The 25,338-nt window shown below is 71.8% G+C and carries 22 protein-coding genes; 9 read left to right on the forward strand and 13 right to left on the reverse strand.

The window, feature by feature from the left end:
- Positions 1–41: 41 nt before the first annotated feature.
- Positions 42–467, forward strand: coding sequence for an ATP-binding protein (locus ACFC09_RS18225; RefSeq protein ID WP_376529109.1), 426 nt, complete (start codon positions 42–44; stop codon positions 465–467).
- Between the two features lie 225 nt (positions 468–692).
- A complete protein-coding gene (locus tag ACFC09_RS18230) occupies positions 693–1,043 on the forward strand; it encodes an ArsR/SmtB family transcription factor (RefSeq protein WP_376529112.1) in 351 nt (116 codons plus the stop codon).
- Positions 1,044–1,340: 297 nt separating this feature from the next.
- Here the strand turns inward: ACFC09_RS18230 and ACFC09_RS18235 are convergent, their stop codons facing one another.
- The 6 genes from ACFC09_RS18235 to ACFC09_RS18260 all read right to left on the reverse strand — a co-directional run bounded on the left by ACFC09_RS18235 (position 1,341) and on the right by ACFC09_RS18260 (position 8,192).
- Positions 1,341–1,580: a DUF6126 family protein gene (locus ACFC09_RS18235; protein WP_376529115.1), complete on the reverse strand. Its 240-nt coding sequence runs from the start codon at positions 1,578–1,580 to the stop codon at positions 1,341–1,343.
- A gap of 90 nt (positions 1,581–1,670) precedes the next feature.
- Positions 1,671–2,009 (reverse strand): ArsR/SmtB family transcription factor, encoded by a 339-nt coding sequence (locus ACFC09_RS18240; RefSeq protein WP_376529117.1) that lies wholly within the window; start codon positions 2,007–2,009, stop codon positions 1,671–1,673.
- Positions 2,010–2,014: 5 nt separating this feature from the next.
- A complete protein-coding gene (locus tag ACFC09_RS18245; protein ID WP_376529120.1) occupies positions 2,015–2,197 on the reverse strand; it encodes a hypothetical protein in 183 nt (60 codons plus the stop codon).
- Positions 2,198–2,341: 144 nt separating this feature from the next.
- Positions 2,342–6,877 carry an HAD-IC family P-type ATPase gene (locus ACFC09_RS18250; RefSeq protein ID WP_376529121.1) on the reverse strand — a complete coding sequence of 1,512 codons (4,536 nt, stop codon included), beginning with the start codon at positions 6,875–6,877 and terminating at the stop codon, positions 2,342–2,344.
- Positions 6,877–7,341, reverse strand: a complete 465-nt coding sequence (locus ACFC09_RS18255) for a hypothetical protein (protein ID WP_376529122.1) — start codon at positions 7,339–7,341, stop codon at positions 6,877–6,879. The genes ACFC09_RS18250 and ACFC09_RS18255 overlap by 1 nt, the downstream gene beginning before the upstream one ends.
- A 203-nt stretch (positions 7,342–7,544) precedes the next feature.
- Positions 7,545–8,192 (reverse strand): TetR family transcriptional regulator, encoded by a 648-nt coding sequence (locus ACFC09_RS18260; RefSeq protein ID WP_376529125.1) that lies wholly within the window; start codon positions 8,190–8,192, stop codon positions 7,545–7,547.
- 109 nt (positions 8,193–8,301) lie between these two features.
- Here ACFC09_RS18260 and ACFC09_RS18265 point away from each other — a divergent pair, with 109 nt between their 5' ends.
- Positions 8,302–9,168, forward strand: a complete 867-nt coding sequence (locus ACFC09_RS18265; RefSeq protein ID WP_376529128.1) for an oxidoreductase — start codon at positions 8,302–8,304, stop codon at positions 9,166–9,168.
- The gene (locus ACFC09_RS18270; protein ID WP_376529131.1) at positions 9,165–9,455 is read left to right on the forward strand and encodes an alcohol dehydrogenase catalytic domain-containing protein; all 291 of its coding nucleotides are present in this window, start codon (positions 9,165–9,167) and stop codon (positions 9,453–9,455) included. The genes ACFC09_RS18265 and ACFC09_RS18270 overlap by 4 nt, the downstream gene beginning before the upstream one ends.
- Before the next feature lie 107 nt (positions 9,456–9,562).
- Here ACFC09_RS18270 and ACFC09_RS18275 read toward each other — a convergent pair whose 3' ends face one another.
- Complete coding sequence (locus tag ACFC09_RS18275) at positions 9,563–11,800, reverse strand: MMPL family transporter (protein WP_376529133.1); 2,238 nt, start codon at positions 11,798–11,800, stop codon at positions 9,563–9,565.
- A 100-nt stretch (positions 11,801–11,900) separates the two neighbouring features.
- Between ACFC09_RS18275 and ACFC09_RS18280 the strand changes: the two genes are divergently transcribed.
- Positions 11,901–12,467, forward strand: a complete 567-nt coding sequence (locus tag ACFC09_RS18280) for a TetR/AcrR family transcriptional regulator (protein ID WP_376529136.1) — start codon at positions 11,901–11,903, stop codon at positions 12,465–12,467.
- A gap of 395 nt (positions 12,468–12,862) precedes the next feature.
- Here ACFC09_RS18280 and ACFC09_RS18285 read toward each other — a convergent pair whose 3' ends face one another.
- The 5 genes from ACFC09_RS18285 to ACFC09_RS18305 all read right to left on the reverse strand — a co-directional run bounded on the left by ACFC09_RS18285 (position 12,863) and on the right by ACFC09_RS18305 (position 18,722).
- A complete protein-coding gene (locus ACFC09_RS18285) occupies positions 12,863–14,380 on the reverse strand; it encodes an alpha-N-arabinofuranosidase (RefSeq protein WP_376529139.1) in 1,518 nt (505 codons plus the stop codon).
- A 35-nt stretch (positions 14,381–14,415) separates the two neighbouring features.
- Complete coding sequence (locus tag ACFC09_RS18290; RefSeq protein ID WP_376529141.1) at positions 14,416–15,339, reverse strand: carbohydrate ABC transporter permease; 924 nt, start codon at positions 15,337–15,339, stop codon at positions 14,416–14,418.
- A complete protein-coding gene (locus ACFC09_RS18295) occupies positions 15,329–16,240 on the reverse strand; it encodes a carbohydrate ABC transporter permease (RefSeq protein ID WP_376529143.1) in 912 nt (303 codons plus the stop codon). Before ACFC09_RS18295 ends, ACFC09_RS18290 begins: the two co-directional genes overlap by 11 nt.
- Before the next feature lie 8 nt (positions 16,241–16,248).
- Positions 16,249–17,505 (reverse strand): ABC transporter substrate-binding protein, encoded by a 1,257-nt coding sequence (locus ACFC09_RS18300; protein ID WP_376529145.1) that lies wholly within the window; start codon positions 17,503–17,505, stop codon positions 16,249–16,251.
- A 107-nt stretch (positions 17,506–17,612) separates the two neighbouring features.
- A complete protein-coding gene (locus ACFC09_RS18305) occupies positions 17,613–18,722 on the reverse strand; it encodes a LacI family DNA-binding transcriptional regulator (RefSeq protein ID WP_376529148.1) in 1,110 nt (369 codons plus the stop codon).
- Positions 18,723–19,245: 523 nt separating this feature from the next.
- Between ACFC09_RS18305 and ACFC09_RS18310 the strand changes: the two genes are divergently transcribed.
- Positions 19,246–21,108 (forward strand): arabinofuranosidase catalytic domain-containing protein, encoded by a 1,863-nt coding sequence (locus tag ACFC09_RS18310; RefSeq protein WP_376529151.1) that lies wholly within the window; start codon positions 19,246–19,248, stop codon positions 21,106–21,108.
- Between the two features lie 96 nt (positions 21,109–21,204).
- Here the strand turns inward: ACFC09_RS18310 and ACFC09_RS18315 are convergent, their stop codons facing one another.
- On the reverse strand, positions 21,205–22,248 hold the full coding sequence (locus ACFC09_RS18315) for a LacI family DNA-binding transcriptional regulator (protein ID WP_376529154.1): 1,044 nt from the start codon (positions 22,246–22,248) through the stop codon (positions 21,205–21,207).
- A 263-nt stretch (positions 22,249–22,511) separates the two neighbouring features.
- On the opposite strand from ACFC09_RS18315, the gene ACFC09_RS18320 reads away from it, so the two are divergent.
- From ACFC09_RS18320 to ACFC09_RS18330, 3 genes are read left to right on the forward strand one after another with little or no spacing between them, the layout of a single operon-like run.
- The gene (locus tag ACFC09_RS18320) at positions 22,512–23,660 is read left to right on the forward strand and encodes a Gfo/Idh/MocA family protein (RefSeq protein WP_376529156.1); all 1,149 of its coding nucleotides are present in this window, start codon (positions 22,512–22,514) and stop codon (positions 23,658–23,660) included.
- Entirely contained in the window at positions 23,657–24,580 is a 924-nt protein-coding gene (locus ACFC09_RS18325) for a PmoA family protein (RefSeq protein ID WP_376529159.1), read from the forward strand. Before ACFC09_RS18320 ends, ACFC09_RS18325 begins: the two co-directional genes overlap by 4 nt.
- Positions 24,577–25,302: a cupin domain-containing protein gene (locus tag ACFC09_RS18330; protein ID WP_376529162.1), complete on the forward strand. Its 726-nt coding sequence runs from the start codon at positions 24,577–24,579 to the stop codon at positions 25,300–25,302. The genes ACFC09_RS18325 and ACFC09_RS18330 overlap by 4 nt, the downstream gene beginning before the upstream one ends.
- The last annotated feature ends 36 nt before the right edge of the window (positions 25,303–25,338 follow it).

Here is a 25,338-nt window from a genome sequence, read left to right on the forward strand (position 1 = left end):
GCCGTCCCGCGCATGGTCGAGGTCTCCGGGGCGGAGGCTTGATGTTCACGCAGTTGGGGGCCCTGCCCTACCGGCACGTGCTCACCATGCCCACCGAGCCGTCCGCGGTACGGACAGCCCGCGAGACGGCCGAGCAGGCACTCGTCGAGTGGGGGATCAGCCTGCGCCACCCCGTGGTGGGCCCGGCCCTGCTGATCCTCAGTGAACTGGTGACCAATGCCGTCCGCCACACCGCCGTCCTCTCCCCGCAGGTCACCGTGGTCTACGCGGCGAGCCCGGACCGTCTGGCCCTCGCCGTCCACGACCGCCACCCCTACCGGCCCGCGCTGTACGAGGCGGTCGCCCGCACCGGTACGGGCGGCCTGGCCACCGTCATGGAACTCGTACTCGCGGCGGACGGCACGGCGGTGGTCCGCGCCGACGCCGACGGTCAGGGCAAGGCCGTCTGGATCACTCTCCCCCTCTGACCCGAGCGCCTGGGACTCCCCTCCCCCGGGTCCCGCCGGCCGACGGAATCCGAGGTCGGCCGGGTCGTCACCGCTGGATTCGGCGGGCCACTTTCCCGGTACGGATTCGGCCTGGCCGGTGCCACGGGCGAGGATGGGGCGCATGTTCTTGACGAGTGGGTGGATGCGAGGCGCCGAGGCCCGGCCGGTAGTGCCGTGCCGCTGTATCGGGAAGGGGACGGCACGGTGAGTACGCCGCTGTACCAGCTGAAGGCCGAGTTCTTCAAAACCCTCGGCCACCCGGCCCGCATCCGGGTCCTGGAGCTGCTGAGCGAGCGCGAACACGCGGTCGCGGAGATGCTGCCCGAGGTGGGCATCGAGGCCGCGCACCTCTCGCAGCAGTTGGCCGTGCTGCGCCGGGCCAACCTCGTGGTGAGCCGCAAGGAGGGCTCGACCGTGTACTACTCGCTGACCAGCCCGCACGTCGCCGAGCTGCTGCGGGTGGCCCGCACCATCCTGTCCGGTGTGCTGGCCGGGCAGGCCGAGCTTCTCGCCGATCTGCGGGCCGCGCAGGGAGAGGCGAAGCCGCCGTCGTAGCGACGGCCTCGTGACCGGCGGCCGTCTCCCCCGGAACCGGACAGGGCCCTACGGCATGGGGGGACGGCCGCCTCCCCGGTCGGCGCGGGTACGCCGCAGTGGCGGAGCCGGCGACAACGTCGTAACTCCGGTCACAGGACGGCTCGTTGGTCAGTCCGCGGGCAGGTCCTCACCGTGGCGGGGAGGGAACTCAGGGGCCTGTTGCGCGAAGTCCGCACCACCGGGCGGGGGCTGCACCCGCCCGGCCCCGCCCGGACGGTGAAGCCCGCGGTACGGTGCGCGCGCCTTCACGTCGGGTCATTTCTGTGCGTGCTCGCCCAGGTGGAACAAGAGCCACACGAACCCGGCGAGCAGATGCGTACCGAAGATGTAGAAGCCCGCCCGGATCGCGACGCCCCGCTCGATCCACTGCTCCCTGTCCCTGGTCTTCGGTTTCCGCCTCCTACCCGCGGACGGGTCCGATGCCTGGTCCGGCGCCTGGTCGGATGCCTGGTCCGATGCCTGGTCGGTCACCGTGTCGTCTCCCTGCTCTCCCATGAAATCCGCTGATGTCCCCCGCCCCTACGACGGCATGCCGAACCGCACCCACCCGAACGGGCCGTCATGATCACGGCTCTCCGCCGCCGTTCAACGCGCGGGCCCCGCGGCACGCAGTTCGTCCAGCAGGTCCTGCCGGCCGGTCAGAAGGGTGGCCAGGATCCGACGGGCGGCGGCGAGCAGTTCGGCCACATCGCCCCCGGCCAGCTCGTACACCACCGTCGACCCGGTACGCGTCGCGGTCACGATGCCCGAGCGGCGCAGCACCGCCAGTTGCTGGGACAGGTTCGACGGCTCGACCTCGATCGAGGCCAGCAGGTCACGCACCGGCTTCGGCCCGTCCTGCAACAGCTCAAGTACCCGGATGCGCACCGGGTGGCCCAGCATCCGGAACAACTCCGCCTTCGCCTCGTACAGCGGAACCGGCATCCCGATCACCCCTCTTCCCTTTCTGGCTCATCGACGTCCAGCCCGTGCCGCCGCGCCAGCCGCACCGCGTCCTCCAACTCGTCCTGGGCCACGGCGACCTCATACGCGTCCCCGGCGCTCATGGCGGCCGTCAGGGCCGCCCGCGCCACACGAACCCGCGCCAGCAACGCCTCGGCGACCTCGTTCACTCCGACCTCCGGACAGTGGATCTAGGGACCACAGCAACTTACCAATTGAAAAACTCTTCAATTTGATTGTAGAGGGAGACCACGGAAGGTGTGGGCCGATGAGGCGGCGCGGATGCCCCCCGATGAGGCGGTGCGGATGCCTGACTACGCGCCCAGCCGCACGCCGAGCCCCGACAGCTTCCGCTCGATCGACGGCATCACGCGCGGTGCCAGTACGGCGACGACCAGCGCGGTGGCGACGCCGGCCCAGGCGACCGGGCCGAGCGGAGTGCAGCCGAAGAACTGGCTGACCAGCGGTGTCTCGATCAGGGCGGCCAGGACGGCGGCTGAGCCGAGGGCGGTCAGCAGCACCAGCGGGCTGTGCCGACGGCCGGTCACGGTCTGGGTGAGCTGGGCGCCGACCACCCCGCACAGGGCCATCGTGCTCGTTCTGCGCGCGGAGCCCGGTGTGACCGTGCCGATCAGCCAGGCCGTGCTCGCGCCGAGTGCGGTGACGACGCCCCGGTTCCTGATCTGCCGGCTCAGCGGATCGCCCAGCGCGGCGAGGCCCACGGGGATGCTGTCGGCCAGGGCGGATTCGTCGCCCGCCCGCGCGTCGGCCGTCTCGTCCCGCGGGGTCACCGAGACCGCCATCGCGGGGAACATGTCGGTGAGCAGGTTGACCAGCAGGATCTGGCGGGTGGAGAGCGGCGAGGAGCCGGACAGCAGTGTGCCGAGCACCGAGAAGCCGATCTCGCCGGTGTTGCCGCCGATCAGCACGCTGATCGCGTCCGCGACGCTGCGCCACAGCGCGCGGCCCTCGGCGACGGCGGCGACGAGCATCGACAGGTCGTCGCTGGTGATCACCAGATCGGCCGCGTTGCGGGCGGCGGCCGAACCGCGTGCCGCGATACCGATCCCGATGTCGGCGGCGCGGATGGCGGCGGCGTCGTTGGCGCCGTCCCCGACCATGGCGACCACCTGACCGGCCTCCTGGAGCGCCTCCACCACGTGCAGTTTCTGCTCCGGCGCGACCCGGGCCACCACGCCGCAGTCGCGCAGCAGGCGGGCCCGCCCGGACCGGTCCTGGGCGGCCAGTTCCTCACCGGTGACCACGGCAACGTCATCGGGCCAGCCGAGTTGTACGGCGACCGCGCGGGCGGTCTCCGGGTGGTCGCCGGTGAGCATGACGGGGCGTACGCCGGCCTCGCGCAGGTCGGCCACCAGCGGCGCGGAGCTGGGGCGCGGAGTGTCGGCCAGGGCGATGAAACCGAGCAGGTCCATGTCCGCGAGTGGCCGGCCGAGTACCTCGTCGGGCTCCTCGTGGGGCTTCAGCCGGTCACGGGCCACGGCCAGTACCCGCAGTCCCTCGGCGGCCAGGGTCCGCACGGTACTGTCGCCGTCGATGTCCCGGCAGCCCGCGAGCACGACCTCCGGCGCGCCCTTGACCACCCGGAAACGCTCGCCGTCCGCGTCGGCGCCGACGGCGGCGGCGTATCCGCGGCTGGCCTCGAAGGGCTGCATCTCCTCGGGTGTCCAGGGTGACCCCGGCGGGCTCGCGACGAGTACCGCCTCGTCGGTGGAGTGGGTGTGGATGCCCGCGTTCTGGCCGTGGGTCGGGCAGGTCAGCGCGGCGGCGTGGAGCAGCGGTGCCGCCTCGGCGGCGTCGGCCGGGTGCTCGGTGCCGTCGCCGGCGACGACCCGCACCACCCGGAGCCGGTTCTCGGTCAGTGTGCCGGTCTTGTCGAAGCAGATGGTGTCCATCCGGCCGAGCGCCTCCAGCGCACGGGGGGTGCGGACCAGGATGCCGATCCGGCTGAGCCGGCGGGCCGCCGCCAGTTGCGCGACGGTGGCGACCAGCGGCAGGCCCTCGGGTACGGCCGCCACCGCGACCGCCAGCCCACCGCGGACCGCCTGCCGTACCGGTCGACCGCGCAGCAGCGACAGACCGGTCACGGCGGCGCCGCCCAGCAGGGTGAACGGCAGCATGCGGCTGGTCAGTTCGTGCAGCCGGGCCTGCACGCCGGGCGCCGGCTGGGCGCGCGAGGCCAGATGCGCCGCCCGGCCCGCTTCGGTCTCGTCGCCGGTCCCCACGATCACCGCCTGGCCGTGGCCGGCCACCACCGTCGTACCTTCGAAGACCATGCAGCGGCGATCGGGCACCGGAGCCTGGGGAGTGGGATCGACCTGTTTGGCGGTCGGCAGCGACTCGCCGGTCAGCGAGGACTCGTCGACCTCAAGATCGTCCGCTGCCAGCAGCCGGGCATCGGCCGGTACCACGTCGCCCGTGTAAAGCTCGATCAGGTCACCCGCCGCCAGCCGTCGGGCCTCCACCAGGCGGGCCTCGTCCGCGCCCAAGTCGTCCATCCGGCGGGCTTGTTGGCGCTGCCCCACCCTGAGCCCGGAGAGCGCTCGCTCGGCGCGCAGCCGTTGCAGCCCGCCCACGAGCGCGTTCATGCCCATCGCCCCGAGCACCATCAGCGCGTCGACGGGGGACCCGAGCAGCGCGGAGGCCATCGCCCCGACCAGGAGCAGCGGAGTGAGCGGATCGCGCAGTTCGCCGCGTACCGCGGCGAACAGCCGGACCGTCAGCCGGGCGGGGGTGAGGACCGGCAGGCGGTATGCCCGCACGAGGGTCTCCCTGACGGGTTCGAGCGCGCCCGGATGCGCCGCCCGTGCGCGGGCTTTGAGCCGGGTCAGCACCTCCTGCGGTTGCAGGGCGTGCCAGGCCACCCGGGGCAGCGGGTGCGGCGCGCGGTCGGCGCTCACGCGCAGGGCCGCGCGCCAGCCGGACAGGAGCGCGGCCGCCGCGGCGGCGTTGACGGGGCTGACCCGGAATCCGAGCGGGAAGGCGAGGCGTTTCGCGCGGGTCCCCCGGGTGACCACCAGCAGCCCGGCGAGCGCCGCGCCCGCCTCGGCGAAGGTCTTGGAGTGCCTGCCGACGGTCCGTGCCGCCGGGATCGCGTCCAGCAGCCGCCATGCCCCCCGCAGCCCGTGCAGCAGGAGTACGTCCGCGGGCCACACCACCGCGCTGCGGTCGTCGGTGAGCGAGACCGCGATGTCGCTGCGCAGCAGGCCGGTGAGCACCTCGCGGCTCTCGTCGCTCAGTTGCTGCTCCACCTTGGCGTCCCCGCTGCGGACATGCGCGACCGTCAGTACGACGCGGCCGTCTCGCTGGAGTTCTCTGACCAGCTCGGCCAACGGGACCTCGGCGCCGACGAGTTCGTCCGCGAGCGCGCCGAAGTCACCGAGCGAGCCGTCGTCCAGCACCACCACGTACAGGCCGGCCCGGCGGGCCGCGTCCAGGGCGGCTTCGGCCAGCGGGTCGATCTCCCATCCGACCAGGACGGTGCCGATGTCCCTCCCGGCGTCCGAGGCGATCATCAGCCCGGTGTCCGGCTCGCCCCGGTCCGGTACCGGGCGCAGGTCGAGTTCCCCGCCCTGCCCCAGCGCGGCCGTCGCCGCCTGCCACAGCCGGTCGTGGTCCCAGTCGGCCACGTTCGGGTTGGCGTCCAGGACCGTACGGCGGGTGCCGCGCAGCGCCTCCGGGTGGAGCACCACCGTGTCGACGAGCTCCAGTTGCCTCAGCCGATCGAGGTTGCGGACCAGGACGCCTTCGCGGGCCAGCACGGTGCACAGCGCCGCGGCGAAGGCGGCCGGACCGTAGCGGGCGGCCTTCGGGTTGCCTGCGAGCAGTGCCTCCGCGGTCTCCTGCACATCGCGTGTGAGCAGCAGCGTTCCGGTCGCGCCGAGCAGGGTGCCGGTGATGGCCTGGTCCCGGTACCGCTCGCCCGGGTAGCGGTGGATCGGCGGGCGGGCGACCTGTCGGCCGGCCAGGCTCAGCCGCCCGGCCGCGCAGACCGTGTCGTGCGCGGCGTCGAAGGCGGCGGCCCGTGCGATGGCCTCGGTCAGCTGGCTCACCCGCAGGACGGCGTCCAGCGCCAGGGAGGTGGGCGACTGCCCGATGCCGTGCGCGGCGGCGTTGGCGGCGGCGAGCACCAGGTCGGTGGCGGAGCGGCCGAGCCGGTGTCGCAGCACCGCCCGGACCCGGGGGTCTTCACGCATCAGCGTGACACCGGCGGTGACGAGGCGCGGCGTGCTCTTGAGGCGGACGGTCCGCGCGGCGACCGCTGTCGTGATGCCCACCATGTCGCAGACCACGGCGAGCGCACCGGAGCGGATGCCGCCGGTGTGGCCGGGGTGCACGGGTTCCAGCACGTCCTCGTCCGGGCGTTCCAGTTTCTGCCGGGCCGCCAGCTCGGTCGCCCGGTCCACCACCCGGTCGGTGACCGCGTCCTGGGTCGTCTGCACCACCAGCCGGGCCAGGCCGCCGTCCCAGTAGGCGGCGAGCACGTCCGGGCGCCTGGCCAGCGCGGCCGCCACCTGCCGTGCCGCTGTCTCCACGTTTTGGACGGTGGCGCCGCGGCATGGGCGCAACGGAAGCTGTAGCCGGGAACCCGCGTGCCAGTACCCGCGGCCGGGCGTGAGCGCGTTCAGGCCGACACGGCCCACCCGCGCCGCCGACGCCGACACCGCGGCCGCCCCGCGCGTGCTCGTCCGCACGCCTGCCTCGGCGGCATCGACCACTCCTCGCACGGCGGCCCCTGCCGTCGGCACGACCCGCCGGGTCACCCGTACGGGTGCCGCCAGCGCGAGGTCGAGACCCGTCACCGGCAGCCGGGTGAGCAGGCGGGGGATCATTACGGCCTCGTCGTCCTGGTCGTCGCCGTCTTGGCCGCCGTCGTCCGGGCCGCCGTCGTCCGGGCCTCGCCCGGTTTCGCCGCCGCACGCCGCCCGGCTGAGGGCTTCGCCGCCGCGGGACGGGTCTCGGCCGCCCTGGCCCCGGCCTTCGGAGCGTCCTTGCCGCCGGTACCCGGGCGGGACTGGGTCAGCCACACGACTGCGGCGCCCGTGGCCGCCACCGGCCACTCGACCACCCCCGCCGCGCCCAGCACGCCCGCGCCCGCGTAGGCCGCGATCCGGCGCGAGCGGGGCGAGACGATGCCGACCGTGTCCAGGACACTGTCGAAAGCCCCCTTGACCGTGGCGGCGCCGGGCACGTGACTCACGGTCGTCTTCACCATGTCGACCGGGCGCAGCAGCATCTCCGCCGGCGACAGGGACGCCGATCGGGACGTGGACGACGCTCTACTGTTCTCACTCATGGTCTATCTCGCCTCCCATACTTCACATACCCGGCATATCGGGGCGGCAAGCGAACCCGTCTCTCGACCCACCCTGTGACGTGACCACGGCGCATCTGGCAGAGCCCGGCCCGGCGGGAGGACAGCTCCTGATCATCAGGAGTGCGGGGGCACCCGCACGGCTCACGCGCCTCGGACGCCGTCCGGCGCGGCACCAGCGCCGCTCAGGCGCCTCGGGCGCCGTCCGGCGCGGCGCGACCGTGGGGCGCGGTGATGCGGCGTACGGCCTCGATCAGTGCCGCACGGTGCTCCGCAAGGCGTTCGGCCGCGCGCGGCTCCGGGCCGGCGACGGCCTGGAGGCCGGGCGGGGCGTCCAGCCAGCTCTCGGTGATCCGCAGCACCATGGCGAACAGGTCGACCGCGGGAAGGGAGTCGTCCATGCGGCCCGCGCGCTGGGCGGCGGCGACAGCGTCCACCTTGACCTGGTATCCAGCGATTTCGGAGGGGGTGAGGTAGTCGCGCTCGAAGCGGCGCCAGGCGGCCAGCCGGGCGGTCTGCGGGTGGGCGAGCATGTAGTCGAAGTGGGTGGCCGCGAAGGCGACGAGGTCGCCGTCGACCAACGGTGTCCCCTTGGCCAGCTTGCCGACCTCGTGCTGGAGCACCGCGTCGAAGAGCTGGTGCTTGTCCCCGAAGTACACGTACAGCAGCCGCTTGTTGGCTCCCGCCCGCTCCGCGATGCGATCGATCCGGGCCCCGGCCAGACCGTACTGGGCGAACTCGGCCGTGGCGGCGGAGAGCAGCAGTTCCTTGGTCGCCCGGGAATCGCGCGGGCGGGGGGCCTGCCGGTCCGTGCCGTTCGGTCGCGTCGTCATGATTCCAACCTAGCGTAAGTAACTAGTTTTTGACTTGCACGGCCACCCGGCCTACGGTGTATCTATCCAGTTAGATACGACTGGACGGCAGACCTCTAAGGACACCGCGATGACCACGAACCCGACCTTTCAGACGTTGACCCTCGCCGACGACCTGACCATCACACGTATGGGCTACGGCGCCATGCAGTTGGCCGGACCGGGCGTCTTCGGACCGCCCAAGGACCACGACCAGGCCGTCGCCGTACTGCGCGAGGCGGTCGAGCGCGGCCTCACCCACATCGACACCAGCGACTTCTACGGCCCGGCCGTGGTCAACGAGCTGATCAAGGAGGCGTTGCACCCCTATCCCGCCGGCCTGCACATCGTCACCAAGGTCGGCGCCCGCCGGGACGAGAAGGGCGGCTGGATCCCCTCGCTGGAGCCCGCCGACCTCAAGGCCCAGGTGCACGAGAACCTCCAGCACCTCGGCCTGGACACCCTGGACGTGGTCAACCTGCGCACCGCCGCTCTGGACGGCGGCAACGGCGACTCCGTCGCGGAGCAGTTCGGCGCTCTGGCCGAGCTGCGCGAGCAGGGGCTGATCCGCCACCTCGGGCTGAGCGGGGTCACCGAGGCCCAGCTCACCGAGGCCCAGGGCATCGCCCCCGTGGTCACCGTGCAGAACCTGTACAACGTGGCCCACCGCGCCGACGACGCCCTGGTGGACCGCTGCGCCGCCGAGAACATCGCCTACGCCGCGTTCTTCCCGCTGGGCGGTTTCAATCCGTTGCAGTCGCGGACCCTGACCGACGTGGCCGACCGCCTGGGAGCCTCCCGCCAGCAGGTCGCCCTGGCCTGGCTCCTGCACCGCTCGCCGTCCATCGTGCTGATCCCCGGTACGTCGTCGGTGGCCCACCTGCGCGAGAACATCGCCGCCGCCGAGCTGACCCTGCCCGCGGACGCGGTCGCGGAACTGGACGCCATCGGCCGGTGACCCCGGCCCCGCGGCGGGCCGGGTCCAGCTCAAGGCGGAGGCCGCCTCCGTCAACCCGATGGGCTGGAGGATCTCCTACGGAGCATGGGCGGGCGGACGGCCGTGCCCGCGTCTTCCCGGTGATCCTGGGGTTCGACGCCGCCGGAACGGTCAGCACCGTCGGGGAGGACGTCACCCGGTTCCAGACCGGCGACCGGGTCTTCGGCCGGCTCCTGGACGACCCGATCGGGTACCAAGCGCGAGGACTTCGCGAAGTCCCTGGTGGACAGCGGGCGTTCAAGGAGTAGAGCACCTGTGCCGGGTTCCGTGAGCCCCGTTCCACGACACAGGTGCCTTCTTCTCCTGCCTTCTACTGCCTTCTCCTGCCTTCTACTGCGCCCGGGACGGCCGCGGTTCAACGGGCGATCGTCGGATGCTGCTGCTGGTCAAACTCATTCGCGTCGGTCGTTTCGATGTCGGCCGTTTCGGTGTCGGTTCGCCTCGGCGTGCTTCGTGCGGGCAGCTTGGCGCCTTCGATGTCGACGTGCGGGAGGAGGGCCCGCAGAGCACGGGGGAGGCGCCAGGCGTGCCGGCCGAGCAGCGCCATCGCGGCGGGGACAAGGGTCATACGGACCACGAACGCGTCGACCGCGACACCGAACGCGAGGGCGAAGCCGATGGACTTGATGATCGGATCGTGGTTGAAGACGAACCCGCCGAAGACGGCGGCCATGATGAGGGCCGCCGCGCTGACGACCCTGCCGCTCGCGGCCACCCCGTGGACGACGGCGTCGGCCGCGTCGCCGGTGTGCTCATGGTGTTCGCGCATCCGGCTGACGAGGAAGACCTCGTAGTCCATGGCGAGTCCGAACAGGACGCCGATCAGCAGGACGGGCAGGAAGCTGGTCACCGGGCCCGCGGACGGAATGTCGAGCAGGCCGCTCAGGTGGCCCTGCTGGAAGACCCATACGGTGGCGCCGAGCGACGCGGCGACCGAGAGCAGGAAGCCGAGAGCGGCTTTGACGGGGACCAGCAACGAACGGAACGCGACGGCCAGCAGGAGCAGCGCGAGGATCACCACGATGGCCACGAACAGCGGCAGTGCGCCGGAGAGTTTGCCGGAGACGTCGATCCCGGCGGCGGTGGAACCGGCGATGTAGAGGGTGCCACCCGTTTTCGCGATGTCGGGCGCGGTGTCGCGCAGGCGGTGGACAAGATCTGTGGTGGCCTGCGCGTCGGGGCCGGTCTTCGGCACGACGGCCATCACCGCGACGGTGTGCGCCGGGTTGGTGACCGGTGCGGAGACGGTGGCGACGCCCGGCTCGGCGGCCAGTGCCGTGTGCAGGTGCGTCAGGGTGGACTCGCGTTCGGCGCCGGGTATCGCGGCCGTGTCGACGATGGCGCTGAGCGTGGCGTTGAAGCCGGGGCCGAAGCCTTCGGTCAGCAGGTCATAGCTCTTGTGCTCGGTGCTGTCGGCCGGCTGGGAGGCGAAGCTCGGAAGGCCCAGGCGCAGCTCACGTGCGGGTACCGCGAGGGCCAGCAGCCCGATGACGCCGACGACGAGGACGATCACGGGCTTGCGTGTGACGGCCCGCGCCCAGGCCATGGCCCAGGAGTCGCGGGTACGGTCCTTGTCGCGGCGACGACGCGGGCGCAGCCGCTCGCCGAACAGGGCGAGCGCGGCTGGCACGAGGCTGACGGCCACCAGGACGGCGATCAGGACGGTCGCGGCGGCGGCCAGCCCCATCACGGTCAGGAAGGGGATGCCGGTCACGGCGAGGGCCGCGAGCGCGATGATCACAGTGGCACCGGCGAAGACGACCGCGCTGCCGGCGGTGGCCACGGCTCGTGCGATGGAGTCCTCCACCTCCTGCTCGGGGTCGGCGAGTTGTTCGCGGTGGCGGGAGATGATGAACAGCGCGTAGTCGATGCCGACGGCAAGGCCGATCATCAGCGCCAGCACGGTGGCGGTGCCGGTCATCTCGACGAAGCGGGAGACGAACTGCACGCCCAGCACACCGACGGCCACGCCGACCAGCGCCGTCAGCAGCGGCAGTCCGGCGACGATCAGCGAGCCGAGGGCGAGCGCCAGGACGGCGAAGGCGACGACGACGCCGACGATCTCGGCGGGGCCGCCGACCTCGGTCTTGGGCTGCATCGCGGAGCCGCCGAACTCGACCTCGACACCGGCCTGGCGCGCCGCGGTCATGGCGTCGGACAGGGAGTCCTTGGCGCTCTGCGGTACGTCGGGCGCCGGATCCTTGAACAGGACGTCCGCGTAGCCGATGCGCTCGTCCGGCGAGATCGTACGGGTCTCGACCGGATCGGTGACGCGTACGACGCCCCCGACCCCGGCGGCCTTCTTCAGGCTGGCCCGTACGGCGTTCTCGGGCCCGGACCCGGTGAGTTCGGTGCCCTTCGGCGCGGCGAAGACGACTCTGACGGTGCCGCCGGCTGCCTGGGGGAACTTGTCCTTGAGCAGGTCCTGGGCACGCTGTGACTCGATGCCCGGCACGGTGAAGTCGGTGGTGACCTTGCCGTGCAGCGTGATGCCCAGGCCACCGACCACGGCGAGCAGCAGCAGCCAGACGGCTATGACCCGGCCGCGCCGCCGTGTCGCCCAGCGCGCCCAGGTGTAGAGGCGTGACGCCATGTTCTGTCCTCGTCCTTGTCTAGTGCGAGCATCTCCGGTTACACCCTAAGGTATTTTTACACTCGATGGTAAATTCGCTTTCGATGGTAAACTTTGGGTCATGAGCGACGGGGTGAGAGAGCTGGGCAAGGCCCGGCGCAGAGAGGCGATTCTGCGGGCGGCGATCACGCTGTTCGCGGAGCGCGGCTTCGAGGCGACGACCATCGCGGACATCGCGGAGCGCGCGGAAGTGTCCGCACGCACGGTCACGCTGTACTTCCCGTCGAAACTCGACCTGGCGCTGACCCAGGTGACATCGATGACGGAGCGTCTGGCCGCCGCTCTGCGTGTCCGGCATGTCGACCAGATGGCGCTCGACACGCTCGAACACTGGCTGCGTGAGGAACTCACCAGCGGCAACGCGCTCGACGAGGTCTGCAAGCGCATGCTCGACCTGAACCCGGACCTCCAGGCCATCGCCAACGCGCGGGTGAGTGAGGTCGTGGAGGAAGGAGCCCGCCGCCTCGCGGAGGAGACGGGGCGCACGCCCCACGACTTCGGGCCGCGCATGGTCGCCGCGGCGGCGGCCGCCATTGTCGCGGAGTTGCTCCGCACCCGCGACACAGCCGACATCGAGTCGGCGATGGCCTTCCTGCGTGCCGGACTCGCCACGCTGTCGGAGCGCTGACTCCCGCCGCCACCGCCGTCCGCAGAGTGGTCACGCCCCTCGCCCCGGCGTCGTCGGCCCGGCCGGGGCAGCTGCGCTGCCGGGACGTCAATGGGTGGTCATGCGGGGGCAGCGGATCGGCGACCCTTTCAGCAGCGTCCTCGCCGGTCACGACGGGGCGTGGGCCGCTGGGTCGACCGGCTGAGGCGCGGTCGCTGACCAGCGGACACCCTGTTGTCAGTAGAAACCGTGTTGTCAGTAGAAGTGGTCGGTAGGGGTGGTCGGTAGCGCTCGTCGGTAGCGGGAACACGTGCCGTACCGGGCCCCGTGGTGCTCCCGGCGGATCGTGTCTGCCGGCGAGGGCTGCTCGCCGGCAGACACGGTACGGCCCGGCCGCCGTGGGGCCCGGTACGCGGCTACGGTGCCGCGACGGCGCGCGGTGCTGTGCGGATCATGGACCAGGAGACCGGCGGGAGTTGCGCGGACAGACCGGTGGGCTCCACCTGGTGACGGGTGGAGCTGCGCGGTTCGACCCGGCGCGGCGCGGTCCTGGAGTTCGTCGCGAGGAGGTCCTGCCCGCCCAGGAGGACGTGCTCGACGACCTCGTGCTCCTCGCCCGCCATCCGCAGCCGCAGGGTGGCCGGCTGCCGTTCGTCGCGGTTGACCGCGAAGATCGTGGTCTCGCCCGTCTCGGGGTTGCGGGTGGCGGTCACGTCGACCGCGGCCACGTCGCCGAGCGTGGTGGAGTGCAGCATCGGGGAGACCGGCTCGACCCGCAGGACCTCGCCCACGGCGTGCCGGGCGGTGAGGGCGAAGGGGTGGAAGATGGTCTGCCGCCAGGCCCCGGTGTCCGGCTCCGTCCTGATCGGCGCGATGACGTTGACGAGTTGGGCGAGGCAGGCGATGGTCACCCGGTCGCTGTGCCGCAGCAGGCTCATCAGCAGGTTGCCCAGTACGACCGCGTCCTCGACGGTGTACTCGTCCTCGATCAGCCGCGGCGCGCGGGCCCACTCCGGTTCGTCCTGGCCGGTGAACCGGTTCTCGTACCACAGGTTCCACTCGTCGAAGGCGAGGTTCACCTTGCGCGGGGAGCGCCGCTTGGCCGCGATGTGGTCGCAGGTCGCGACGACGCCCTCGATGAAGGAGTCCATCACCTGCGCGGAGGCGAGGAAGCCGACCCGGTCGTCGCCGTGCTGTTCGAAGTAGGCGTGCAGGGAGATGTAGTCGACCACGTCGTACGCCTCGTCCAGGACCTGGGCCTCCCAGGTGCCGAAGGTCGGCATCCGCACGTTGGAACTGCCGCAGGCGACGAGTTCGATCGTCGGGTCGATACGCCGCATGGCCTTGGCGGTCTCGGCGGCCAGCCGGCCGTACTCGGTGCCGGTCTTCTGCCCGATCTGCCAGGGACCGTCCATCTCGTTGCCCAGGCACCAGGTCTTGATGCGGTGCGGCTCCCGCACACCGTGGGAGATACGCAGGTCGGAATAGTGGGTTCCGCCCGGGAAGTTGGCGTACTCCAGGAGGTTGCAGGCGTCCTGCACGCCTCGGGTGCCGAGGTTGACGGCCATGATCGGTTCGATGTCGGTCTGCCGTGCCCACGCCATGAACTCGTTGAGGCCGAACGTGTTCGGTTCGACGGACCGCCAGGCCAGGTCGAGGGTGGCCGGGCGGTCCGCGCGGGGACCGACGCCGTCCTCCCACCGGTGGCCGGACACGAAGTTGCCGCCGGGGTAGCGCACGGTGCTGATGCCCAGCTCCCGGGTCAGTTTGATGACGTCGAGCCGCAGGCCGTCCACGTCGGCCTCGGGGTGGCCTGGTTCGTAGACCCCTCCGTAGACGCAGCGTCCCATGTGCTCGACGAACGATCCGAACAGGCGCGGCGGCACCGGCGCGATGGTGAAAGCGGGGTCGATGGTTGCAGTGCAGGTGAACACACCTGGCTCCGATTTCTCTCCGAACGGGCGGAAGGTCACTTGATACCGGTGGTCGCGACGCTCTGGACGAAGTGGCGCTGGAGGACGAGGAAGGCGACGGCGAGGGGGCTGAGGGAGATCGCGGCGCCCGCCATGAGGGCGGCGTGGTCCACGCCCGACTGGCTGGAGAACACCGTCAGGGCGGCCGGCAGCGTCTGCATGCTGATGTTGTTCGCCACCACCAGGGGCCACAGGAAGTCGTTCCACAGCGCGGCGAACTGGATGATGAACAAGGAGGCGAGGACGGGCTTGGCGTTGGGCAGGATGATCCGCCAGAACAGGGTGAAGTCGTTCGCCCCGTCGATCCGCGCCGCGTCGTCCAGCTCACGAGGGAGTTGCCTGAAGAACTGGCGCAGCAGGAAGATGCCGAGCGCGCTGGTCGCGCGGGGCACGATCAGCCCTTGGTAGGAGTTGAGCCAACCGAGGTGGAACAGGGTGAGGAAGACCGGGACCAGAGTGACCTGGAAGGGCACCATCAAGGTGGCCAGGATCAGCAGGAACAGCGCGTTGCTGCCGCGGAACCGCAGCCGGGCCAGTGCGAACGCCGTCATCGAGTCGAACAGCAGCAGGAGCAGGGTCGAGCCGCCGGCGAAGACGAAGGTGTTGACGAGGAGCCGGCCGAACGGGAGTTGGTGGAGCACGGCATCGACACCGTGCAGGGTCCAGTGCGCGGGCACCAGGCGTGCGGGGTCCGCGTACAGATCGGCGCTGGTGCGGAACGCGACGCCGAGCATCCACAGGAACGGCACGATCGTCGCGAGGGCGCCGACGGTGACCACGATCCAGGAGACGGCCGCGCCGCCACGGGCGAGGAACCGGCCCGCGGACAGCAGGCGGGCCGTCCGCGGGGAGCCGGGGCCGTCGGCGCGGAAGCCGCCGGTGCGCAGGGAGGCACGGGGCCGGAAGGCGTCAGTCGACATCGCGGTACCTCGACAGTCGCAGCTGGACCGCGGAGATCACGAGGATGACCGCGAGCAGGACCCACGCGATGGCGCTCGCGTAGCCCATCTGGAACTCGACGAAACCCTTCTGGTACAGGTACATGACCACCGATTCGGTGTGGAAGATCGGCCCGCCGCCGGTCATGGCGAAGACCAGGTCGAACAGTTGCAGTCCGATGACCGTGGCGATGAGCGTGGTGAACAGCAGGGCCGGCCGCAGGGCGGGGAGGGTGATGTGCCAGAAGCGCCGCCAGGGGCCCGCGCCGTCGATCGCCGCCGCCTCGTACAGTTCCGGCGGGGTCTGCTGCATGCTCGCCAGCAATACGATCATGGTGAAGCCGACGTTCTTCCAGATGCCCACGGCGATCACCGTCGGCAGCGCGAGCGAGGTCGACTGGAGCCACTCCGGGGGTGTGACGCCCGCCTTGGCCAGCCAGGCGTCGACCAGCCCGACCCGCGGGTCGAGCAGGAACTTCCAGACGATTCCGCTCACCACCAGGGACGCGATGAACGGGAAGAAGTACGCCGTGCGCAACAGCGCGGTGTACCAGGTGGTCCGTCGCAGGCGGGAGGCGATCGCCAGACCGATGAGCGTCTGCCCGACGGTGACGGCGACGGTGTAGACCACCGTCACCCGCAGGGCGTTGAAGAACCGCGAGTCATGGAACAGGGCGGTGTAGTTGTCCAGGCCGACGAACGGGTGGTGGGAGTCGCCGATCATCCAGTCGTGCAGGCTCATCCAGCCGGACTGGACGATCGGCTCGGCGATGAAGACGCCGATGAGGACGACGCTCGGGAGGACGAAGAGGTAGGCGCTGTTGAGGCGCGGGCGCCGGGTGCGGGCGCGCGGGCGGGCGCGGAGGAGGGGAGGGCTCGACATCGTAGGGCTCAGTCCTTGTGGCATCCGGTGAGCGAGTCGATCGTCTTCGCCGCCGAGGCGGCGGCGGACTTGACGTCGGCGCCGCGCTCGATCCTCTGGATGAGCGGGACGTAGACGTCGGTGTCGATACGGGTGGCGTTCGCCTGACCGGCGAGGTAGAGCTTGGCGTGCGGCAGCGCCTTCACGAACTCGGCGGTGGTGGGGTTGCCCGAGACGGCGCCGCCGAGGTCGGTCCTGGCCGGCGGGAACCCGGAGATCTCGGAGAACCGCGTCTGGGCGGTCCTGCCGGTGTACCAGGCGAGGAACTCCTTCGCCTGCGCGGCGTGCTTGGTGGTGCGTTCGATCATCAGCGGGGCGGTCGAGGCCAGGGTGACGGGCCCGGCCGGGCCGACCGGCAGCTGCGCGATGCCGAGATCGACACCGGCCGCCTTGAAACCGGCCGCGGCCCAGGGGCCGTTGATCTCCATCGCGGCCTTCTGGGAGGCGAACAGTGTGTCGGCGTCGGCGCCCGCCTGGCCGACGGGGCTGACGTGGTCCGCGTGCACCAGCCGGCTCCACCTGGTCAGCGCGTCGATGCTCGCCGGGCTGTTGACCACGGCGCAGCCGTCCGCGTCGACGATGTCGCCGCCGTTCATCCACTGGAGGACGGGCCACATCTGGATGGTGTTGTTGTCCGCCAGGGAGAGACCGTACTGGCTGGGCCTGTCGCCCGGCCCGGTGGTGAGCTTCCTGGCGTCGGCGACGAACTCGGCCTCGGTGGCGGGCGGCGCGGTGATGCCCGCGGCGGAGAACATGCGCTTGTTGTAGTAGAGCACCAGCGTGGCCATGTTGGCGGGCACCGCGTAGAGCCTGCCGTCCACGGTGAACGCCGACTTCACGGCCGGCGGGAAGGCCGCCGAGTCGATTCCGTGCGCGCCCGTGCCGGCCGCGGAGTCCAACGGCAGCGCCGACTTGGTCCGGACGTAGGTGTAGATCGAGCCGGGGTCGGAGCTGGGGGTGGCGAGGTCGGGGCCCTGACCGGTGGCCCACGCGGCGGGCAGTTTCTGGCCGATGGCGGCCCAGGGCTCGGTCGTCATGGTGACGTGGATCTTGGGATGGGAGGCGTTGAACTGTTTGACCAGCGCCTGGTACGACGGTGCGTCGGGCCCGGTGAACCCGGTGAGCATCGTCAGGTTCACCACGCCGTCGGCGGACGTACCGTCGCTCGCGCCGTTGTCGCCGCAGCCGGCGAGGAGCAGTGCGACCGCACCGGTCGTGGCCACCACCGCGGCCGCTGTGCCGCGACCGCGGTGTCGTCGACGGCCGAGGTGTCCTTTGTGACTGACGTGTTCTCTGTCGCGGATATGCCTTCTCTTGCCGGCGTTCATGCCGATCATTCCCCTCGGTCCGGTGACCGGTGGTCCGGGGCGGGAGAGGCGACGGGCCCGTCTCCCGCGGCGGTCCGGTCGGGGTGGCTGCCGCAGGAATCGCGGATCACGAGGTCGAACGGCAGCACGGTGTGGGCGGGGTCGGGAGCCGTGCCGCCGAGGAGGTCGAAGAGGACGGTCGCGGCCTTGCGTCCGAGGGCCTGTGCCGGTACGCGGACGGTGGTGATGCCGGGCGTGGTCAGCCGGGAGACGCCGAAGTCGTCGTAGCCGGCCAGCGCGATGTCCTCGGGGATGCGCAGCCCGCGCGAGCGGATCTCCAGCATGGCGCCGTAGGCCATCTCGTCGTTGGCGGCGAAGATCGCCTGGAGGTCGGCCATGCTGTCCAGTACCTGCCGCGCGCACTCCCGCCCCGACTCCTCGTTGAAGTCGCCCACCGCGAGGGTGTGGGTGCAGGGCCGCCCGGAGTCGGCGAGCGCGCCCCGGAAGCCCTCGTAGCGGTCCACGGCCGTCTGGTGGTCGAGCGGTCCGCTGATGTGCGCGATACGGGTCAGCCCGTGGTCCCGCACCAGGTGGCGGGTGATGGCGGCGGCGCCCGCGATCTCGTCGACGCCGACGCTCGCCGCGTGCGGCAGCTGCGCGAACCGTCCGACGAGCACCACCGGCAGGGTGGCGTCCACCATCCGCTTCACGTTCGGGTCGCTGATCGAGGCCGAGGCGACGATCGCCCCCGACGCGGCCTGCGAGCGCAGCACCCGTTCGTAGGCGGCCACGCCGTGGGTCTCGTCGGGGTTGGTCGACACCATCAGCGTCGCGTCCCGCGCGTTGGCCTCGGCGGTGACCCCCACCAGGAGGTGCATGAAGTACGGGTGCCCGAAGACGTGCTGGCCGGTCTGCGGGACGACCATGGCGATGGATGTCGAACGTCCCGCGCGCAGCGTCCTGCCCGCGGAGTTCGGCACGTAGCCGAGCCGGGCCGCGGCGGCGCGCACGGCCTGCTTCGTCGGCTCGCTGATGCGCGGGTGGTCGGCCAGTGCCATGGACACCGCGCTCTGCGAGATCCCGACGGCCGTCGCCACGTCCCTGAGTGTGACGTTGGCCCGTCCGGCTGCCGTCATGGTCGTCCTGCCTCCGGTGAGTCGTTTCCTGGCCGTGTCCGTCGTAGGGCGCCCCTTTCCGCCTCTCCCGTCGTGTCTCCGGCCACGTCTCCTGCCACGTCTCCAGCCACGTCTCCCGTCGTGGGCGGCGATCGTGGGCGCGGCAGGGCCCGGCATCCGGGCGGCGGCCGGAGGAAAGGGGTCGATCAAGTGCTGCAACGTTTCAGCGCCTTGGACGGTAGGTGCCCGCGCACACCCCGTCAAGCCTCTGGACGCACCTTTGTCCGGGCGGAGTTCGCGGACGATCCGACGGGTACGAGGGGTTGACGGCCCGATCCGGCGTCTCTAGCTTCAGATCCGCTGAATCGTATGAGCACCGGTTCGGCGCCCGCGCGGCACAGGCCGCCGCCGGCTTGCGCGCTCGTCGCAGATCGCCCGCTCCTCACCACCACGTGTGCGTGGCGCCCACCCGCCGCGCCCGAACGTCCGCGTCCGCACCGCGGACGTCCGTACCGCCTGGCTCCCGACGGAGAAAGGGTCGACGATGACCGAACACCCACCACCAGTCCGCCTGCGCTCGGCACTGAGACGAACCCGGCGCGCCCTGCTCGCCCTCTGCGGGGCCCTGGCCCTGACGGTCGGCCTGCTGCTGGGCGTCACCGGACCCGCGACCGCCGCCGACTCCCTGCCCTGTGACGTCTACGGCGACGCGGGCACGCCCTGCGTGGGCGCCTTCAGTACCGTCCGCGCGCTGTACGCCTCCTACGACGGCAGCCTGTACCAGGTCACCCGGGTGCAGGACGGCGCGAAGCTCGACATCGGGCTGCTCGCGCCCGGCGGCTACGCCGACGCGGGGGCCCAGAACGCCTTCTGCACCGGTGCCGCGTGCGTCATCAGCGAGATCTACGACCAGTCACCGCGCCACAACGACCTGCCCATCGCCGGCGCGGGCACCGCCGGTGCCGCCGACGTCGGTGCCCTGGCCAACGCGCTGCACGTCACCGTGAACGGCCACTCGGCGTACGGCGTCTACATCGCGCCGGGGATGGGGTACCGCCATCCCGTCGGCTCCGGCGTCGCCACGGACGGGCAGCCCGAAGGCATGTACATGGTGACCAGCGGCACGCACGTCGACCGTGACTGCTGCTTCGACTTCGGCAACGTCGAGGCGGTCGCGAACGACACCGGCGCCGGCCACATGGACGCGCTCAACATGTCCACGATCCCCGCCTGCAGTCCCTGCACCGGCACCGGACCGTGGGTGCAGGCCGACCTGGAGAACGGCATCTTCCAGGCGGACACCAACGCGCACAGCACCAACGGCGGCAACTCCAGCCCCTTCGTCACGGCGCTCCTGAAGAACAACGGCCAGACGGCCTTCGCGCTCAAGGGCGGCAACTCCCAGTCCGGCTCCCTCACGACATGGTGGAACGGCCCCTTGCCCCCGGGCTACGCGCCCATGCAGCAGGAGGGCTCCATCGTGCTGGGCACCGGGGGCGACAACAGCAACAGGGCGGTCGGCTCCTTCTTCGAGGGCGCGATCACCGCGGGCTACCCGTCCGACGCCGCCGACGACGCCGTCCAGTCGAGCATCGTCGGCGCCGGCTACTCCGGAGACACCGCCGGGGTCGCACCGTCGACGATCGCCGCGCCCGGCGGCAAGTGCGTCGACGTGACCGGCAACGACGTCGCCGGCAAGACCGCGGCCGTCCAACTGTGGGACTGCCAGAGCGGCTCCACCGACCAGCGATGGACCCACGACGCCGACGGCTCCCTGCGCACCCTGGGGCGCTGCATGGACGTCGTCGGCAACGTCACCACGCAGGACGCGCAGATCCAGCTCTACGACTGCAACGGGGTCGGCGGGCAGAAGTGGGTGCAGCAGGCCGACGGCTCCCTGCTCAACCCGCAGTCCGGGCGCTGCCTGGACGCGCCGGACGGCGCCACCGCCAACGGCACCCGGTTGCAGATCCACGACTGCGACGGAAGTGCCGCCCAGGCATTCACCGTCGGCGGCGGCTCGATGATCACGGGCCCGGCCAAGAAGTGCGTGGACGTGAGCGGCGACGACAGCGGCGGCAACGGCACCGCGGCGCAGCTGTGGGACTGCCAGTCCTACGCGCGGGACCAGCACTGGGTGCACACCTCCACCAACAGGCTGACCACGCTGGGACGTTGCCTGGACGTGGCCGGCAACGCCACTGCGCAGAACACGCCCGTACAGCTCTACGACTGCGACACCGCGGTGGGCGGCCAGGTCTGGGTGCAGCAGGCCGACGGCTCCCTGCTCAACCCGCAGTCCGGACGCTGCCTGGACGCCACGGGCGGTGCCACCGCCAACGGCACCCGGTTGCAGATCCACGACTGCGACGGGACCGCGGCGCAGAAGTTCCCCCTGGTGGGCTGACCCGAACGGCCCCGTGTCGGGCGGACCCTCCCGGGGGTCCGCCCGACGCGCGGCGGACCGGGCGTATACGCCGCCGACCCGCCCCGGGGAACAGCCTCAAGGCGCCAGCGGTCGTCTGCCACCGACCGTGGACTCCCGCTCCTCCAGCCAGTGCGGGGCCACATGCACCTCGAACGGCAGGCGTTTCTCCGAACGGATGCGGGCCGCCAGACACTTCACGGCCAGGGAGGCGACGGCCGTCAGATCGGGAACCACGGTCGTGAGGGACGGCGTGCTGTACAGCGCCTCCTGCGACCCGTCGACGCCCGCCAGCGCGATGTCACCCGGGACGTCCAGGCCCGCCTCGTGCACGGCCCGCTGTGCGCCGACGGCCAGCGTGTCGCTGAAGCAGAAGACCGCGTCGGGCCGTACGTGCGCGGGCAGCTCGATGAGCGCGCGCATCGCCAGCAGGCCGTTGCGGCGGTCGAACTCCTTGACGGGAGGGGCGAGTCGCGGGTCGAAGGACAGTCCGGCCGCGTGCAGCGCCTGCTGGAAGCCCTCCAGGCGCTGCCGGCTGGTCGCCGATGCCTTCCGGTCCGCGCCGATGGCCGCGATCCGGGTGCGGCCGAGACCGGCCAGGTGCGCGGTGGCGTCCCGCGCCGCGGCGACGTTGTCGATGAGGACGTGGTCGACGACCAGGTCAGCGGGTTCGTAGCTGCGTTCGCCGAGCAGGACCAGGGGGAACTCGTCCGCGACCGGGGCGAGTTCGGCGGTCGTGACGTGCAGCGGCGAGAGGATCACGCCGTCGAGCAGGGAGGCGCCGACGCCGGTGGCCAGGCGCAGTTCCTCCGCCGGGTCCCGGAGCGTCTCCTCGATGAGGACGGTCAGCCCGAGCGCGGTGGCCTCCGTCCGGACGTGGTGGGCGAGGTCCGCGAAGTAGGGGGTGGTCAGCTCCGGGACGGCGAGGGCGATCAGGCCGCTGCGCCCCGTGCGCAGCCGGCGGGCCGACGGGTTGGGCCGGTAGCCGAGTTCCCGCACGGCGCGCATCACTCGTTCCCGCGTGGCGGGGGACACCCGCGGGGCATCGCGTACAACGTTGGAAACGGTCTTGATCGACACCCCCGCGCGCTCCGCCACGTCCTTGAGTGTCACTGCTGCCACCGAACGGTCCCCTCACTCGCCTTTCCCGCGATTATGCACGCCCGAGCCGCATCTGTCAGCGATCTTGACGAGCTTCCGCTGTTTTCGGACAGAGGGTTGACCGCCCGGATACACGGCAGTTACAACGTTGGAACCGCTAGCAAGCGGTTGCTGGCGCCGTCGCAGTCGGAACGACGGCCGGGGTCCTCGGGGCACGGCCGCCTGCCACTCGCCGTCGTGCCAACCGCCGTTCTCCACCTTGCCTGCCTCACGAGAGGGACCGTATGTCTCCGCATCGTTCGAACGCGCCGCTGCGCACAGCCGTGGTCGGCACAGGAGGTATCGCCCGCTCCAGCCATCTCCCGGCCCTGCGGACGCTGGCCGCGGAGGGGGAGACGGAGGTCGTGGCCGCGGTCGACGTGGACGGCCGTGCCGTGCGCGCGTTCGCCGACGAGTTCGGGATCCCCCATGCGAGCACCGACCTCGACGGGATGCTGGCCCAAGTACGTCCCGACCTGGTCGTGTTGTGCACGCCGCCCGCCGTGCACCGGGAGCAGTCCGTGGCCGCGCTCCGCGCCGGAGCCTGGGTCTGGTGCGAGAAACCGCCGTGTCCCTCGCTGGCCGACTACGACGCCGTCGAGGCCGCGGAGAAGGGCGGCGACGCGGACCCGTACGCGTCCATCGTCTTCCAGCACCGCTTCGGCTCGGGCGCCCGGCACGTGCGCCGCCTGCTGCACGGCGGCGCGTTCGGCAGGCCGCTGGTGGCGCACTGCCAGACCACCTGGTACCGGGACGCCGCCTACTACGCCGTACCGTGGCGGGGCCGTTGGGCGACCGAGGGCGGCGGCCCGGCCATGGGCCACGGCATCCATCAGACGGATCTGCTGCTGGACCTGATGGGCCCGTGGGCCGAGGTGCACGGCATGGCGGCCCGCCTCGTCCACGACGTGGAGACCGAGGACGTGTCCACCGCACAGGTCCGCTTCGAGAACGGCGCCGTCGCGACGGTGGTCAACAGCGTGCTGAGCCCGGACGAGGTCAGCCGGATCCGTATCGACTGCGAGCTGGCGACGATCGAACTGACCCACCTGTACGGCTACCGCAACGCGGACTGGCGCATCACCCCGGCTCCGGACGTCCCCGAGCCGACCGCGGCCGGCTGGCGCGACTTCGGCGCGGACGAGCCCAGCTCGCACCTCGCCCAACTGCGCGCCCTCGTCGCCGACATCAAGGCCGGCCGACGCCATGCCACCAGCGGTCCGGGAGGCCGGCGGACGCTGGAGTTCATCACCGCCCTGTACAAGTCCGCGTTCGCCGGCACGCCGGTCCGCGCGGGCGACATCGGTCCCGGTGACCCCTACTACACCGAGTTGCACGGCGGTGCCCCGGGCTGGGCACCGGCCGACTCCCGCGAGGAAGAGGACCACGCATGACCCTGGCACTGACCCATGCCCACGGGGACCGGATCACCGTGGCCCACGAGGCCACCGGTACCGAGCTGTTCGCCTACGTGTACCGGCCCGAGGCCGCCTGGGAGGCCCCCAAGCCCTACCTGCACCCGGTCCGCACCCTGTCCGGGGCGGTCGTCACCGACTACCGGCCCAACGACCACCGGTGGCACAAGGGCCTGCAACTGACCGCCTCCCACTTGTCGGGGCAGAACCTGTGGGGCGGCAACACCTATGTGCACGGCGAGGGGTATCTCGCCCTGCCGGAGAAGGTCGGCTCGATGGCGCACGTCGCCTTCGAGGAGGTCTCCGTCGCGGGCGAGGGCGCCGTCATCGCCGAGCGGCTGACCTGGCACCCCCACGACGGGGAACTCTGGGCCGAGGAGGAGCGCCGCCTCGACGTGTCCGACGTCGACCCGGAGGCCGGGAGCTGGTCGCTGACCTGGACCTCCGCCGTCGTCAACCGGCGCCAGGAACCGCTGCGTTTCGGCAGTCCGACGACCCACGGGCGCCCGGCGGCCGGCTACACCGGCCTGTTCTGGCGGGGCCCGCGGGCCTTCCGGGACGGACGGGTCTTCAGTGCCGAGGCCGACGGCGGCGACCTGATGGGAACCCAGGCGGACTGGCTGGCGTACGTCGGCGAGCACGACGGACGTGACGGCCACGCCACGATGATCTTCGAGCACGCCCCGGGCAACGACCACTCGGGCGACAAGGGGACGCACCCGGCGCACTGGTTCGTGCGCAGCGACCCCTTCGCGGCGGTCGCGCCGTCCTGGGCGTTCCACGAGGAACTCGTCCTCGCCCCCGGCGACACCCTCACCCGCCGCTACCGCGTGACCGTCGCGGACGGCGCCTGGGACCGCGGACGGGTCGCCGCACACGTACGAGGACACGCCTGGTGAGCGCCACCTACGACGGCTTCCCCGGGGCGGTCGCGGTGTCCCGGCTGCGGGTGTACGACTGGCCCACCCCCGACGGCCGGCCCGGCGGCGGCACCCCGCACCTCCACCTCACGTGCAGCGAGGGGTACGTGGTGACGGCGGGCCGGGGGACGGTGCAGACGCTGACCACCTCCGGCTACCGGGAGACCCCTCTCGGGCCGGGCACCGTGGCCTGGTTCACGCCCGGCACGATCCACCGCCTGACCAACGACGGCGGCCTGGAGATCACCGTCGTGATGCAGAACAGCGGCCTGCCCGAGGCCGGCGACGCGGTGCTCACCCTGCCCCAGGACCTCCTCGCCGACCCCGATACGTATGCGGGCGCGGTGCGCATCCCCACCGACGTTCCCGAGGCCGAGCAGGCCAAGGTCGCGCGTGCCCGCCGGGACCTGGCGACCCGCCGTTTCCTTGAGCTGCGCGACGCCACCGAGAACGGCGACCCGCAGCCGCTCGCCGACTTCCACCGGGCCGCCGCCGAACTGGTACGACCCCGACTCGACGCGTGGGAGCGACGCTGGCGCGAGGGCGCGCTCGCCGCCGCGCGGGCGACCGGGGCCCAACTCGACGCCCTGCGCGGGCAGGACGCGCGCCATCTGACCGAGGCCCGGGTCGTCTCCACCGGAGCCACCGTGCAAGGACGCTTCGGCATGTGCGGCCGCCTGGACGTCTACCCGGGGACCTGACCGGGCGCCCGCCCCGGGGCCCCGGCCCGCCGCCTG

Origin of the sequence: Streptomyces sp. NPDC056161 (assembly GCF_042268025.1) — a bacterium.
Classification (GTDB): domain Bacteria; phylum Actinomycetota; class Actinomycetes; order Streptomycetales; family Streptomycetaceae; genus Streptomyces.